The following is a 14,443-nucleotide window of genomic DNA, read 5'->3' as shown; positions in this document are numbered from 1 at the left end:
CGCCTATTCAGATTGCGATTGTCGGCACCGCCTCCCGGCCTTACCCTCTCTTCGGGGAAGGCTAGCTGATCAGTCGCAGGCCTTTGTTCCTGCCGCATCGGCAGGAATGGTCGGGCCGTGCATCGAGGCATCATCTAGATCGATACCCTTTGGAACCGAGAGACGGCGGGGACCGAACTCATGGCCGCAGATATCAGACCGAAAAGACCGTTCCGCTGGCATATAGGCGTCTTCCTGGCGCCGGCGGTGCTTGTCTACACGGCAATCATGATCCTGCCGCTCGCCGGCACGCTGCAGCTCTCGCTGTTCCGCAACATCGAGCAGCACCAGGTCTTCGTCGGGCTGGAAAACTTCCGCATGCTGTTCGGCGATCCCAACTGGTCGGTGGGTTTCTGGAACGCGCTGAGGAACAACACCTGGTTCTTTATCATCCACATGCTGGTGCAGAACCCGATCGGCGTTATGCTGGCCGCGCTTCTGTCCAGCCCGAGGCTGAGGTTCGCGGCCTTCTACCGCACGGCGATCTTCGTGCCGACCATCCTGTCCTTCGTCATCGTCGGTTTCGCCTGGAAGCTGATCCTGTCCCCGTTGTGGGGCGTAGCGCCGCATCTGATGGATCTCGTCGGTCTGAAAAGCCTGTTCACGCCATGGCTCGGCAAGGAACAATATGCGCTCACCGCACTCAGCCTGATTTCGGTGTGGCAGTTCGTCGGCATCCCGATGATGCTGATCTACGCCGCCCTGCTGTCGATCCCCGAAGAGGTGATCGAGGCCGCCGAATGCGATGGCATCACCGGCCTGGCGCAGTTCTGGAAGATCAAGCTGCCGCTGATCCTGCCGTCGATCGGCATCATCTCGATCCTCACCTTCGTCGGCAATTTCAACGCCTTCGACCTGATCTACACCGCGCAAGGCGCGCTCGCCGGGCCGAACTATTCGACCGATATTCTCGGCACTTTCCTCTACCGCGCCTTCTTCGGCTTCCAGCTGCAGGTCGGCGACCCCAATATGGGCGCGGCGATCGCCACGATGATGTTCCTGATCATCCTCGGCGGCGTCTGCGTCTATCTCTTTCTCGTCCAGACGCGCCTGCGTCGCTACCAGTTCTGAGGGGCCGAGAGATGAGCACCGCCACCCGTTCCGTGCCCCGCACCATCGGCGCCCATGCGATCCTGTTGACCTACACGGTGATCGCGCTGTTTCCGGTGATCCTGGTGATCATGAACTCGTTCAAGTCCCGCGCCGGCATCTTCGGCGCGCCGCTGACGCCGCCGACGCCCAAAACCTTCGACCTGATCGGCTACACCACCGTCATCGGCCAGGGCGACTTCATCCACTATTTCCAGAACAGCCTCGTCGTCACCGTCGCCTCCCTGTTCCTCGTGCTCCTGTTCGGCGCCATGGCGGCGTTCGCGCTGTCGGAATACCGCTTCCGCGGCAACTCGCTGATGGGCCTCTATCTGGCGCTCGGCATCATGATCCCGATCCGGCTGGGCACCGTCGCCATCCTGCAATTGATGGTGGCGAGCGGGCTGGTCAACACGCTGACGGCGCTGATCCTGGTCTACACCGCGCAAGGCCTGCCGCTTGCCGTGTTCATCCTGTCGGAGTTCATGAAGCAGGTGTCCGACGATCTGAAGAATGCCGGCCGCATCGACGGCCTGTCGGAATACACCATCTTCTTCCGCCTGGTGCTGCCGCTGGTCAGGCCCTCGATGGCAACCGTCGCCGTCTTCACCATGATCCCGATCTGGAATGACCTGTGGTTCCCGCTGATCCTGGCGCCGTCGGAAGAAACCAAGACGGTGACGCTCGGCGCGCAGCTCTTCCTCGGCCAGTTCGTCACCAACTGGAACGCTATCCTGGCGGCGCTGTCGCTGGCGATCATGCCGGTGCTGATCCTCTACGTCATCTTCTCGCGGCAGTTGATCCGCGGCATTACTTCCGGAGCGGTGAAGTGAGCGGCGGGGAAGAAGCTATCGTACAGGCCCTCGTCGAGACAGCGAGCCACTATGGATTCCGGGGCGTTCGCGCCAAAAATTTCTACCGAGAGGGGCCGGAGACGATCTGTGTGCTGAACCTTCAGAAGTCTTCCTGGGGTCCGCAATTCTATATCAACGCTGCTGTCTGGTTTGCACGGCTTGGGCCGGAGCGCCGGCCGAAGGAATACAATTGTCACATTCGTTGGCGCGTCAATTCCCAGATGGAAGACGAGCAGTCGAAAGCGTTCGAGCAGGCGCTCAACCTTGAGCATCCCTTGCCTGATGATCAGAGGCTTTCACTGATCAAGGACGGAGTTGATGCCTATGGCTTTCGACTTTTGTCCCGGTGTGACAGCGAAGAAGCAGCCCTGCGGGTCGCAGATGAATGTGAGCCACAGGTGATGGTGGCTCTCGCAGCCCGCAGGCAAGAAAAGGCGAATTGAAATGGCCCAACCCCTGCGTGTCGTCGTCGCCGGCCTCGGCAATATGGGCCGCAGCCATGCGCTGGCCTACCATACCAATCCAGGTTTCCAGATCGCGGCGCTGATCAATCGCTCCGACGTGCCGCTGCCGGACGGGCTGTCGGGTTACGGCATCAGGCGCTCCTTCGACGAGGCATTGCGTGACGAAAAGCCCGATGTCGCCTGCATCGCCACCTATTCCGACAGCCATGCCGACTATGCGGTGAAGGCGTTCGAGGCCGGTTGCCACGTCTTCGTCGAAAAGCCGCTGGCAACGACGGTGGCCGATGCCAGGCGCGTCGTCGCGGCGGCCAAGGCCAACGGCAGGAAGCTGGTGATCGGCTACATCCTGCGCCATCACCCGTCCTGGATCAGGCTCATCGCCGAAGCGCGCAAGCTCGGCGGCCCCTACGTCTTCCGCATGAACCTCAACCAGCAATCCTCGGGCCATACCTGGGAGACGCACAAGCAGTTGATGCAGACGACCTCGCCGATCGTCGATTGCGGCGTGCACTATCTCGACGTCATGCTGCAGATCACCGATGCGAAGCCCGTGGAAGTGCGCGGCATGGGCGTGCGGCTGACCGACGAGGTCGCGCCCTCGATGTACAATTACGGCCACTTGCAGGTGCTGTTCGATGACGGTTCGGTCGGCTGGTATGAGGCCGGCTGGGGGCCGATGATTTCGGAAACCGCCTTCTTCGTGAAGGACGTCATCTCGCCCAATGGCTGCGTGTCGATCGTCATGAAGGAAGGTGTGAAGTCCGATGACATCGACACCCACACCAAGACCTCGACCATCCGCCTGCACAATGCGGCGACCGGCGCGGACGGCAAGTTCGCCAAGCCAGACGAGATGTTGTCGATGGAGGGCGAACCCGGCCATCAGGACCTCTGCGACCTCGAACAGGCCTTCGTGCTGAAGGCAATCCGCGAGGATCTCGATCTCACCAAACATATGGACGACGCGGTCAAATCGCTCGCCGTCTGCCTTGCCGCCGACGAGAGCGTGCGCAGTGGCGCCGCCGTCAAACTCTAGAACAGGGACGAAGCCGTGGGCTCGCTGAACATCGAGAACGTGAAGAAGGCCTTTGGGCCGGTCGAGGTGCTGAAGGGCATCAACCTCGAAGTGAACGACGGCGAGTTCGTCGTTTTCGTCGGGCCGTCCGGCTGCGGCAAGTCGACCCTGCTCAGGGTCATCGCCGGACTGGAGGATTCGACCTCGGGCCGCGTCGTCATCGATGGCGCGGACGTTTCGGCCACGCCGCCGGCCAAGCGCGGCATCGCCATGGTGTTCCAGACCTATGCGCTCTATCCGCATCTGACGGTGAAGAACAATATGGGCCTCGGCCTCAAGCAGGCCGGCACGCCGACCCCGGAGATCGAGCGCCGCATCGGCATCGCCTCGTCGATGCTGTCGCTGGAGCCCTATCTCGAAAGGCGGCCGGCCGAACTCTCCGGCGGCCAGCGTCAGCGCGTCGCCATCGGCCGCGCCGTGGTGCGCGAGCCGAAGCTGTTTCTGTTCGACGAGCCGCTGTCGAACCTCGATGCCGCGCTGCGTGTCAACACGCGGCTCGAGATCGCGCAATTGCACCGCCGGCTGAAGGCGACGATGATCTACGTCACCCACGACCAAGTCGAGGCGATGACCCTGGCCGACAAGATCGTGGTGCTCAACGCAGGGAAAATCGAGCAGATCGGTGGCCCGATGGAGCTCTACAATTCGCCGGCAAATGAGTTCGTCGCCGGCTTCATCGGCTCACCGAAGATGAATTTCGTCGACGGCGCCCGTCTCGGCGAAACCGCCAGGACCATCGGCGTGCGGCCGGAACATCTGACCGTCGACCCGAAATCCGGCTCCTGGAAGGGAACGGTGGTGCACGCCGAGCATCTCGGCGCCGACACCAACCTCTATCTCGACTGCGAGAAGGCCGGGCTGATCACCGTGCGGATTTTTGGTGTTTACGATGCCGAGCCGGGTGCCACGCTGTATGCGACGCCGGATCCGGCGAAGACGTATCGGTTTGGTGCGGATGGGAAGGTGCTGAAGTAGATACGCCGGCGCAGCCCCCTCACCCAGCCTCCGCTTCGCTCGGCTGACCTCTCCCCGAGGGGAGAGGAGATTGTCAGCGCCGACGCCAGTCTCTTCTCCCCAGCGGGGAGAAGGTGGCCGCGAAGCGGCCGGATGAGGGGGCAGCGCCGACCCCGAAATGTACTGCCTAAACGTCCGCCTTGAACGTCTGCTTCTGCTGCCCCAGGCCTTCAATGCCCAGCTCCACCACATCGCCGGCCTTCAAGAACACCGGCGGCTTCATGCCCAGCCCGACGCCGGGCGGCGTGCCAGTGGAGATGATGTCGCCGGGATGCAGCGACATGAACTGGCTGAGATAGGACACCAGATACTTGACGCCATAGACCATGGTCTTGGTCGAGCCGTTCTGCATCGTCTTGCCGTTGACGGTCAGCCACATTTTGAGGTTCTGCGGGTCGGCCACTTCGTCCTTGGTCACCAGCCATGGGCCGGTCGGGCCGAATGTGTCGCAGCTCTTGCCCTTGGTCCACTGGCCCTGCCGCTCGGCCTGGAAGGCGCGCTCTGAGACGTCGTGGGCGACGCTATAGCCGGCGACATAGTCGAGCGCGTCGGCTTCGCTGACATATTTGGCGGTTTTGCCGATGACCACGGCCAGCTCGACTTCCCAGTCGGTCTTCTCCGAGCCGCGCGGGATCAGCACGTCGTCATCCGGGCCGACAATGGCCGAGCTCGCCTTCATGAAGATGATCGGCTCCGGCGGCACGGTGGCGCCGGTCTCGGCGGCGTGGTCGGAATAGTTCAGGCCGATACAGATGAACTTGCCCGTGCCGGCAACGCAGGCGCCGAGGCGCGGGCTGCCGGAAACCGCCGGCAGCGACTTCGGATCTAGCTTGGCGAGTGCTGCCAGCGATGCCGGATCGAGTGCCTTGCCGCCGATATCGGTGACGTGAGCGGAGAGATCACGGATCGTTCCATCCGCATCGAGCAGGCCGGGACGTTCGCTTCCCACCTCGCCATAGCGCAGCAGTTTCATCTAAATCCTTCTCCTGATTGCGGCCTCGTGGCCTTTTGCAAACTTTCCGCCAAGGCGATTGCTCCTTCAAGGAACCGGCGGACCGTACCCACCGACCTGACTACGGACAAGCGCGATCGCCATACAAGATAGCCGGCGCGCGGGATTTTCAGACTGTTCGATCCCCTGTTAAACGCCGGCAACGGGCCAGATCGTCCGGCCCACGCAAGATTTCCGCAGTCAGATCGACCAGCCGCCGTCGATATTGTAGGCCTGCCCGGACGTGTACGTGGCGCCGGCCAGGTAGACGGCCAGATCGGCGATTTCCTCCGGCGTGCCGAGCCGGCCCATCGGCTGGCGGGCGATGAAGGCGGCGCGGGCGGCATCATAGTCGCCTTGCGCGTGCATGCGGTCCTGCAGCGACGGGCTCTCGACCGTGCCGGGGCAGATGGCGTTGCAGCGTATGCCCTTGCCGACATAGTCGGCGGCTATCGCCTTGGTCAGGCCGATGACCGCGGCCTTGGTCAGGCCATAGACGAAGCGGTTGGGCACGCCCTTGGTGGAACTGGCCAGCGAGGCCATGTTGATGATCGATCCGTCGCCGCGTTCCAGCATGCCGGGCAGCACGGCCCGGCTGGTGCGGATCATGGCGCGGACATTGAGGTTCAGCGCGAAATCGAGGTCGCCGTCCTTCATCTCCAGGATCGAGCCCGAATGGACGAAACCGGCGCAATTGAACAGCACGTCGACGACACCGATCTCGGCAAAGGCGGCGTTGACGGCTTCGTCGTTGAGCACGTCCAGCTTGCGGGTCTTGATCCCTGGCGTCTTGGCGAGTTCCGCCAGCAGCGTCTCGTTGATGTCGGTGGCGTAGACGATGGCGCCGGCTTTTGCGAAGGCCAGTGCGCTCGCCTTGCCGATCCCTTGCGCCGCTGCCGTGACGACAACGACCTTGCCTGCCAGATCCGCCATGCTGTTCTCCTCGTCCGCTGGGATAGTCCGGGTCTACCTGCGGCTGGCCAAGGCGTCATGTGCCAGTCACGCGTGATCGTGCAGCCTGCGCCGTTGACCGTTCACTGATAAAGATGTTTTTTCTCGTTAAAGAACATCTGTCCGGGCGTCAAGCCCGAACACGATCTGAACAGTACCGGCAGGCCATCAATCGCCGTAAGGCACCCAGACATTCTTGACCTCGACGGCGCGGCGCAGGAAGGCGTCGCCGGCGGCTTGGTCGGATGCCCAGTCGATGCCGCGGCCATTGCCGCTCCAGACGCGCTTGAGGTTGCCGATGGACTCGGCTTCCGCCTTGGCGCAGGTCTCGGCATCGGCGAACACCCAAAGCCCGTCGACATCGTCATGCTTGGCCAGCACGCCGGCGAGTTCGGCGCTGCGACCGGTGACGATGTTGATGGCGCCTGAGGGAATGTCGGAATATTCGATGACCTGGTAAAGATCGGTCGCCAGCAGCGGGTAGCGCTCCGACGGCACTGCGACCACGGTGTTGCCCATCGCGAGTGCGGGTGCAATCAGCGAGATCAGGCCGAGCAGCGGCGAGGCATCCGGCGCGACGATGCCGACGACGCCGACCGGCTCGTGCAGCGCCAATGTCACGGCACGCGCGGGCGGTTGGTGCACGCGGCCCTCGAATTTGTCGGCCAGACCGGCATAGAGGAACAGCCGCTCGATGGATTGTTCGACCTCTTCCCGCGCGGCCTTGGGCGTGGCGCCGGTCAATTCGGTGAGACGGGCGGCGAACTCGCCGGCGCGGCCGGAAAGGTTCTCGGCCAGATAATAGAGCACCTGGGACCTGTTATAGGCGGTCGCCTCCGGCCAGGCCTTGGCACCGCGGGCGGCGGAGACGGCATCGCGGATATCCTTGCGGCTACCGAGCCCAACTTCGCCGGCAAGCTTGCCTTTGGCGGTGGCGATGGCGAGCGAATAATTGCCGTCCGGCCGTACCTGCTTGCCGCCGATGAACAGCTTTGCCGTACGGTCGATTGCCGCGCCGTCGGCCTGCTCGACCGGTTGCGCCGACATCGTCGCCGGCTTGATGACCGGGCCGAGCGGCAATTTTGCCGTGAGATATTCGAACATACCCTCGCGCCCGCCCTCACGACCGAAACCACTCTCGCGGTAGCCGCCGAAGCCACACGCGGCGTCGAACATGTTGGTGCCGTTGACCCAGACCACGCCGGCCTTCAATTGCGGCGCGACGTGCAGGGCAAGGTTGACGTTCTCGCTCCACACCGAGGCGGCGAGGCCATAGCGCGTGTTGTTGGCGAGCTCGATCGCTTCCTCGGTGTTGCGGAAGGTCATGGTCGCCAGAACAGGGCCGAACACCTCTTCTTGCGCCAATATGTTAGCCGGCGAAACACCTGTGGCGAGCGTCGGCAGATGGTAGTAGCCGGAGGACGGCAGCCCGGCATCCGGCTGCCAGCAAACAGCGCCCTGTCTGGCGCCTTCGGCAACCAGGCCCTTGACGCGCTCGAGCTGGGTCAGATCGACCAGCGGGCCGATATCGGTGTTCTTGTCGAGCGGGCTGCCGACGCGCAGCCGGCTCATCCGCGTCTTGACCTTGGCGATCAGGGCGTCGGCTATGCCTTCCTGCACCAGGAGCCGCGAACCGGCGCAGCAGACCTGGCCCTGGTTGAACCAGATGCCGTCGACCAGGCCTTCGACGGCGCTGTCGAGATCGGCATCCTCGAAGACGATGAAAGCCGATTTGCCGCCGAGCTCCAGCGACAGTTTCTTGCCCGAGCCGGCGGTGGCCTTGCGGATGATCTTGCCGACCTCGGAAGAACCGGTAAAGGCGATCTTCTGGACGCCGGGATGGTTGACGATGGCGACGCCGGCCTCAGGGCCGCCCTGGACGATGTTGACGACGCCCTTCGGCACGCCGGCACGCTCGCAAATCTCGGCGAATAGGATAGCGGTCAGCGGCGTGAACTCGGCCGGCTTCAGCACCACGGTGCAGCCGGCGGCGAGCGCCGGCGCGATCTTCCAGGCCAGCATCAGCAGCGGAAAGTTCCACGGGATAATCTGGCCGACGACGCCGACACCCCTATGGCCGGGGAAATCCCTGTCCAGCGCCTGCGCCCAGCCGGCATGGTGGATGAAATGGCGGATCGCCAGCGGCACGTCGATATCGCGGCTTTCGCGGATCGGCTTGCCGTTGTCGATGGTCTCAAGCACCGCGAACAGGCGCTGATGCCGCTGCATGGCGCGGCCGATGGCATAGAGTACTTTGGCACGCTGATAGCCTGAGGCTGCCGACCACTTCGGCAGCGCCTTGGCGGCGGCCGCAACCGCCGCGTCGATATCGGCGGCATTGGCGTCCGAGACCTCGGCCAGCAGCTTGCCGGAAGACGGCTCGCTGGTCTCGAAGGTCTTGCCGCCGGCAGCGGCTTTCCAGTCGCCGCCGATGAACAGCGCCTTGCCGAAATCGCGCGCGGCAAGCCAGGCGTCGGCCTCGTTGCGGGCCTCCGGTGCCGGGCCGTATTCCATGGCGTGATAGCGATCGAGAATGTTCATCAGGTGCCTCCTTCACCCTCCCGCCTGGGAGGGTCGATCGGCAAAAGCCGATCGGGGTGGGGTAAAGGCTTACGCCATCGCGTGGCGATGATTGGCCGAATAATGTCCGGTCAGATGGTGCTCGAGCTGGCGCTCGATGTCGGTCAAGAGGCTCGACGCGCCGAAACGGAACAGGTCCGGCTCCAGCCATGGCCGGCCGAGCTCTTCCTTCATCAGCACCAGCCAGTCGAGCGAGGCCTTGGCCGTGGAAATGCCGCCGGCCGGCTTGAAGCCGATGAGATAGCCGGTTTCCTCGAAATAGGCCCTGATGGCACGCACCATGGCGAGGCCGACGGGCAGCGTCGCGTTGACGCTTTCCTTGCCGGTCGAGGTCTTGATGAAATCGGCGCCCGCCATCATCGCCACCATCGAGGCCAGCATGACATTGCGCAGCGTGGCGAGGTCGCCGGTGCCGAGGATGACCTTCAGATGCGCATCACCGCAGGCGGCGCGCATCGAGACGATCTCATTGTAAAGCTCCCGCCACTTGGCGCCGAACACCAGGCCGCGCGGGATGACGACGTCGATCTCGTCGGCGCCGTCACGGACCGAGGCCTCGATCTCCTGCAAACGGGTCGACAGCGGCGCCAGGCCATGCGGAAAGGCGGTGGAGACGGCGGCGACATGGATGCCAGTGCCGCGCACCGCATCGACGGCGGTGGCAACGAAGGGGTGGTAGACGCAGACGGCGGCCGGGCGGATGGTTTCACCTGATATGCCGAGGCCCTCGACAATGTCGCGGCGGAACGGGTTGATCGCCTTGGCGCAGAGCCGGCGCACGCGCTCCTCGGTGTCGTTGGAATTCAGCGTCGTCAAATCCATGCAGGCGACGGCGCGCAGCAGCCAGGCGGCCTGGTTGTCGGCCTTGATAGAGCGCCGCTTGGTCAGGCTGGCGACGCGCCGTTCCAGCGCCGAGCGATTGACGCTGCGCACCGATTCCATGAAGCCAAGGTCGAGCTTCATGCCGGGGTTGCGCGCAACGCGATGGTCCGGTGGGACGGCTGTATTGGCGGCGGCACGCGCCGGCAGCGGCGTCACCTTGGACGAGTCGACATCGGCTTCGCGGATTGTGCTGCTCATCTCCTGCCCTTTCATTCAGCGACGTGTGCCGAAGATAGCCCGTGAAGCCGTACTTCACGAGTCCTGCGGGCGGTCATAACCGAAAAAGGCGGCGAAAGCAGCAATTTTTGACCGTGCGGTCAAAAACGTAGACTTCGAGATGTTGGTGCGGCTCAGCCGACGAAGGCGCGCTCGACGACAAAAGTCGCCGGATGGCTCAGCGAGCCTTCCTCGAAGCCGAGGCTTTCGGCCAGTTCCTTGACGTCCTTCAGCATATGCATCGAGCCGCAGATCATGATCCGGTCGGTTGCCGGGTTGAGCTTGTCGATGCCGAGATCGCTGTAGAACTTGCCGGAGCCGATCAGCGCGGTGATGCGGCCCATGCGTGCCGATTCCTCGCGGGTCGTCGAATTGTAGAGCGTGACGCGCCCAGTGGTCAGTTCACCGATCAGCGGGTCGCTTTCAAGTGCTGCGACCAGCTCCTGGCCGTAGGTGAGTTCCGCATTGTCGCGGCAGGTATGGGTCAGGATCAGCTGATCGAATTTTTCATAGGTGTCGGGGTCGCGCAGCAGGCTGGCGAAGGGCGCGATGCCGGTGCCGGTCGAGATCATGAACAGCCGCTTGGCCGGCGTCAGTGCGTCGACCACCAGCGTGCCGGTCGACTTCTGGCGCATGATGACGGTGTCGCCGACCTGGATCTTCTGCAGCTCCGAAGTCAGCGGGCCGTCCGGCACCTTGATCGAGAAGAATTCCAGCTCTTCGTCCCAGGCCGGGCTCGCCACCGAATAGGCGCGGTACACCGGCTTCTCCGCATTGGGCAGCCCGATCATGACGAACTCGCCGGAGCGGAAGCGCAGCGACTGCGGACGGGTGATGCGGAACGAGAACAGCCGGTCGGTGTAGTGCTTCACCGAGACCACGGTTTCGGCATAGACATTGGCCGGAATCGGGAACTGCAGCGGTCGGGCGCCGACGGTGTTGAGAGCGGATGTGGTGTTCATCAAATCCAACCTTCTGGCCCAGCTCACGGACGCGGGCGCCAAACCTTCACCTGCGCGCCCGGACCATTCAGGTCCCGGCGTGCTGTTCGCACACTGCAAAGCGGCAAGCTCTTGTGTCCGGAATTTATTAGTATACAAACGATATTTGCGTCAAGATGCTCCCTTAAAACAGCTTTCCAAACTGACGCATATCCGTAGTCCGCGCATTTCGGGTTTCGACGATGGAAGAGAATATTTCGGCGCAAGCGCGCGATCCCCAGGGAAATGTCGTTGCCGGTATCGATGTCGGCGGCACCTTCACCGACCTGCTCCTGATCGACGGAAGCGATGGCGGCAGGGTGTATCTGGCCAAGACGCCGACCACGGTCGACAACCAGGCCTTCGGTGTCGTTTCGGCGCTCGGCGCCACCGGATTTCCGATCGACGGCATCGACCTCATCGTGCATGGCACGACCACCACCACCAATGCGGTGCTCGAACGCCGGCTGGCGAAAACCGGCATGATCACCACGCGCGGTTTTCGCGACGTGATCGAGCTTGGCCGGCGCACGCGGCCGCAGGCCTATGGCATGACCGGCAGCTTCGTGCCGATCATCCCGCGCAATCTCAGGCTCGAAGTGTCGGAGCGCGTCGAGGCGTCGGGTGCGATACGCACACCGCTCGACGAGGCCGAAATGCGCGAGGCGGTGCAGACGCTGATCGCGGCCGGTTGCGAATCCCTCGTCATCCATTTCCTGCATTCCTACGCCAATCCGGCGCACGAGCGGCGCGCCACCGAAATTGCCGCCGAGCTCTGGCCGAACGGCTACATCACGGCAGGCCATGCGCTGCTGTCGGAGGCGCGCGAGTTCGAGCGCGGCGTCACCGCTTCGGTCAACGCCTCGGTGCAGCCGATCCTCGAGCGCTATGTCGAGCGGCTGCGCAAGGAACTGGCTGCAAAAGGCTATGCCCGCGACTTCCTGATCATGAACGGCAATGGCGGCATGATCTCTGCCCGCTTCGTCACACGTGAATCGGCCAAGACTGTCATGTCCGGTCCGGCCTCGGGCGTCATCGCCGCCGCCTACACCGGAAAACGTGCCGGCTTCGAAAACCTCGTCACCTACGACATGGGCGGCACTTCGACCGACGTGGCGCTGATCCGCAATGCCGAGCCGGCCGTCTCGAACGAGATCGAGATCGAATATGCCATGCCGATCCATGTGCCAATGGTGGCGGTGCACACGGTCGGCGCCGGCGGCGGCTCGATCGCCCGCGTCGACGCGGCCGGCCTGATCCAGATCGGCCCGGAAAGTGCGGGCGCCAATCCCGGCCCGATCTGCTACGGGCGCGGCGGCCTCGAGCCGACCATCACCGACGCCAATCTGGTGCTCGGCCGGCTGGCGCCGAAGAAGCTGCTGGCAGTCGAAAACCCGGTCACATCAGAGCGCGTCACCGGCATCTTCGAGGAGAAAATCGGCAAGCCGACCGGCCTTTCCGGCGTCGAGGCGGCGGGCGCGGTGCTGCGGCTCGGCAACATGAAGATGGCCGGCGCCATCCGCATGGTCTCGGTGTCACGCGGTCATGACCCCCGCGATTTCGCGCTGTTCGCCTTCGGCGGCGCCGGGCCGCTGCATGCGACTGCCCTGGCGCGCGAACTCGGCCTGCCCAAGGTGTTGGTGCCGGCGCGTCCAGGCATCACCAACGCGCTCGGCTGCGTCGTTGCCGACCTGCGCCACGACTTCGTCAACACCATCAACCAGCCGGTGTCGGTACTCGACGAAACGTATCTTTACGCAGTATTGGAACGGCACCGAAACGAAGGCAAGGAGCTGATCGGCAAGGAAGCGGTAAAGCCGGAGACGATCCGCGTCACCCACTCCGCCGACATGCAGTTCGTCGGCCAGACCCACATCATCAACGTGGCGCTGCCGTCCTCCTCGGTGACCCGGGCAACGCTGCAGCAGCTTTTCGAAAAGGCCTATTTCGCCCGCTTCAAGGTCGAGCTGCCGGAAATCCGAGCCAATCTCGTCAATCTCAATACATCGGTCACCGGCGTGCGTCTGGCGATCGATCTGTCGCGCCTGATCGATCCGGCGGGGCGCGCAGCAACGCTGGACGAGGCGCGGCGCGAAATCCGGCCGGTCTGGTATGCCGGCCGTTGGCACGACACGCCCGTATATGCGCGTGAAAAGCTGCCGCTCGATGCTATCATCGAAGGCCCGGCGATCCTCGAACAGATGGATGCCACCACCGTGCTCGAACCCGGCGACCGCGCACGCAGCGACGCTGACGGCAACATCATCATCGACATTGGCGAGGCCTGATATGGCAAAGCTCGACGCCATCACCCTTTCGGTCCTCCAGGCGGCCCTGCAGCAGGTCTGCGACGAGATGGACCTTACGTTCTCTCGCGCCGCTTTCTCGCCGGTCATCGCCGAGGCCAATGACCGTTCCGACGGAATCTATTCGGCTGTCGACGGTTCGCTGATCGCGCAAGGCAGCCAGGGCCTGCCGGTGTTCGTCGGTGTCATGCAGTATTCGACCAGGACGGTGATCGAGATGATCGCCGACGGCCGTTGCCTGCCGCCGGAACCAGGCGACATCTACGTCGTCAACGACCCCTATCTCGGCGGCACCCATCTGATGGATGTGCGCTTCGCCATGCCGGTCTACCGGGACGGCAAGATTTTCTGCTGGCTATCCAACACCGGCCATTGGCCCGACATTGGCGGCTCGGTGCCGGGCGGATTTTCAGCCTCGGCGACTGCCGTGGAGCAGGAAGGCCTGCGACTGCCGCCCGTAAAACTGTTCAAGAAGGGCGTGCTCGACCCGGAAATCTACGCCATCATCTGCTCCAACATCCGCGTCGCCGACCAGCGCATCGGCGATATCAGGGCCCAGGCCGCCGCACTGCTGATCGGCCAGGATCGGCTGAATGGAATCCTGGATCGTTACGGGGATGAAACGGTTGTAGAGGCGATCGCCGAACTGCGCCGCCGCGCGGCCGAACAGATGCGCGCCAACATCTCAGCCATTCCCGACGGCACCTACCATTCCAAGGCGTTTGTCGATTCCGATGGGGTGGTCGACGAGCCGCTGATCATCGCGCTCGGCGTCGAAAAACAGGGCGACACGCTGACCTTCGATTTCACCGGCTCGTCAAAGCCCTGCGCCGGGCCGATGAACAGCGTGCTGGCGACGACCCTATCCTCGGTCTATCTCGCCATGCGCCACATTTTCCCGGATGTACCGATCAGCGCCGGCGCGTTTGAACCCCTGATCGTCAAGCGGCCGGAAGGCACGTTCCTCGACGCCAAATATCCGCGGCCCGTCTCGGGCTGCGC

At 63.7% G+C, this 14,443-nt stretch carries 12 protein-coding genes; 7 read left to right on the top strand and 5 right to left on the bottom strand.

Features of this window, described 5'->3' with window-relative positions; all coding sequences use genetic code 11:
• The first annotated feature begins 180 nt into the window (after positions 1–180).
• The 5 genes from EN955_RS08755 to EN955_RS08735 are packed head-to-tail and all read left to right on the top strand — an operon-like array spanning position 181 to position 4,496.
• Positions 181–1,110 carry a sugar ABC transporter permease gene (locus EN955_RS08755; RefSeq protein ID WP_013528573.1) on the top strand — a complete coding sequence of 310 codons (930 nt, stop codon included), beginning with the start codon at positions 181–183 and terminating at the stop codon, positions 1,108–1,110.
• Between the two features lie 11 nt (positions 1,111–1,121).
• Positions 1,122–1,961 (top strand): carbohydrate ABC transporter permease, encoded by an 840-nt coding sequence (locus EN955_RS08750; protein ID WP_013528572.1) that lies wholly within the window; start codon positions 1,122–1,124, stop codon positions 1,959–1,961.
• Positions 1,958–2,425 (top strand): DUF4304 domain-containing protein, encoded by a 468-nt coding sequence (locus tag EN955_RS08745; RefSeq protein ID WP_024502145.1) that lies wholly within the window; start codon positions 1,958–1,960, stop codon positions 2,423–2,425. The genes EN955_RS08750 and EN955_RS08745 overlap by 4 nt, the downstream gene beginning before the upstream one ends.
• Before the next feature lies 1 nt (position 2,426).
• Positions 2,427–3,482 carry a Gfo/Idh/MocA family oxidoreductase gene (locus EN955_RS08740; RefSeq protein WP_024502144.1) on the top strand — a complete coding sequence of 352 codons (1,056 nt, stop codon included), beginning with the start codon at positions 2,427–2,429 and terminating at the stop codon, positions 3,480–3,482.
• A 15-nt stretch (positions 3,483–3,497) separates the two neighbouring features.
• Positions 3,498–4,496 (top strand): ABC transporter ATP-binding protein, encoded by a 999-nt coding sequence (locus EN955_RS08735; RefSeq protein ID WP_024502143.1) that lies wholly within the window; start codon positions 3,498–3,500, stop codon positions 4,494–4,496.
• Positions 4,497–4,662: 166 nt separating this feature from the next.
• Here the strand turns inward: EN955_RS08735 and EN955_RS08730 are convergent, their stop codons facing one another.
• From EN955_RS08730 to EN955_RS08710, 5 genes are all read right to left on the bottom strand, one after another.
• Entirely contained in the window at positions 4,663–5,508 is an 846-nt protein-coding gene (locus EN955_RS08730) for a fumarylacetoacetate hydrolase family protein (RefSeq protein WP_024502142.1), read from the bottom strand.
• 219 nt (positions 5,509–5,727) lie between these two features.
• Positions 5,728–6,459, bottom strand: coding sequence for an SDR family oxidoreductase (locus EN955_RS08725; RefSeq protein WP_013528567.1), 732 nt, complete (start codon positions 6,457–6,459; stop codon positions 5,728–5,730).
• A gap of 186 nt (positions 6,460–6,645) precedes the next feature.
• Complete coding sequence (locus tag EN955_RS08720; protein ID WP_024502141.1) at positions 6,646–9,018, bottom strand: aldehyde dehydrogenase family protein; 2,373 nt, start codon at positions 9,016–9,018, stop codon at positions 6,646–6,648.
• 69 nt (positions 9,019–9,087) lie between these two features.
• Positions 9,088–10,137 carry a deoxyribose-phosphate aldolase gene (gene deoC / locus EN955_RS08715; protein ID WP_127218515.1) on the bottom strand — a complete coding sequence of 350 codons (1,050 nt, stop codon included), beginning with the start codon at positions 10,135–10,137 and terminating at the stop codon, positions 9,088–9,090.
• Between the two features lie 152 nt (positions 10,138–10,289).
• Complete coding sequence (locus EN955_RS08710; protein WP_013528564.1) at positions 10,290–11,117, bottom strand: ferredoxin--NADP reductase; 828 nt, start codon at positions 11,115–11,117, stop codon at positions 10,290–10,292.
• A 221-nt stretch (positions 11,118–11,338) separates the two neighbouring features.
• Here EN955_RS08710 and EN955_RS08705 point away from each other — a divergent pair, with 221 nt between their 5' ends.
• Both EN955_RS08705 and EN955_RS08700 read left to right on the top strand, forming a co-directional pair.
• Positions 11,339–13,423 (top strand): hydantoinase/oxoprolinase family protein, encoded by a 2,085-nt coding sequence (locus tag EN955_RS08705; RefSeq protein ID WP_024502139.1) that lies wholly within the window; start codon positions 11,339–11,341, stop codon positions 13,421–13,423.
• A 1-nt stretch (position 13,424) separates the two neighbouring features.
• Positions 13,425–14,443, top strand: a 1,019-nt coding sequence (locus tag EN955_RS08700; RefSeq protein WP_206523749.1) for a hydantoinase B/oxoprolinase family protein, incomplete at its 3' end; no start/stop codon positions are given.

Source organism: Mesorhizobium sp. M7A.F.Ca.CA.001.04.2.1 (assembly GCF_003998485.1).
Lineage (GTDB): Bacteria > Pseudomonadota > Alphaproteobacteria > Rhizobiales > Rhizobiaceae > Mesorhizobium > Mesorhizobium ciceri.
Note: the sequence above shows the minus strand (reverse complement) of the source record. Positions and strands in the feature narration are given on the sequence as shown.

Excerpts from the sequence above, each read along its gene's own strand:
- EN955_RS08705 (WP_024502139.1), top strand. The coding sequence starts at position 11,339 with ATGGAAGAGAATATTTCGGCGCAAGCGCGCGATCCCCAGGGAAATGTC.
- EN955_RS08720 (WP_024502141.1), bottom strand. The coding sequence starts at position 9,018 with ATGAACATTCTCGATCGCTATCACGCCATGGAATACGGCCCGGCACCG.
- EN955_RS08755 (WP_013528573.1), top strand. The coding sequence starts at position 181 with ATGGCCGCAGATATCAGACCGAAAAGACCGTTCCGCTGGCATATAGGC.
- deoC (WP_127218515.1), bottom strand. The coding sequence starts at position 10,137 with ATGAGCAGCACAATCCGCGAAGCCGATGTCGACTCGTCCAAGGTGACG.
- EN955_RS08740 (WP_024502144.1), top strand. The coding sequence starts at position 2,427 with ATGGCCCAACCCCTGCGTGTCGTCGTCGCCGGCCTCGGCAATATGGGC.
- EN955_RS08730 (WP_024502142.1), bottom strand. The coding sequence starts at position 5,508 with ATGAAACTGCTGCGCTATGGCGAGGTGGGAAGCGAACGTCCCGGCCTG.
- EN955_RS08750 (WP_013528572.1), top strand. The coding sequence starts at position 1,122 with ATGAGCACCGCCACCCGTTCCGTGCCCCGCACCATCGGCGCCCATGCG.
- EN955_RS08725 (WP_013528567.1), bottom strand. The coding sequence starts at position 6,459 with ATGGCGGATCTGGCAGGCAAGGTCGTTGTCGTCACGGCAGCGGCGCAA.
- EN955_RS08710 (WP_013528564.1), bottom strand. The coding sequence starts at position 11,117 with ATGAACACCACATCCGCTCTCAACACCGTCGGCGCCCGACCGCTGCAG.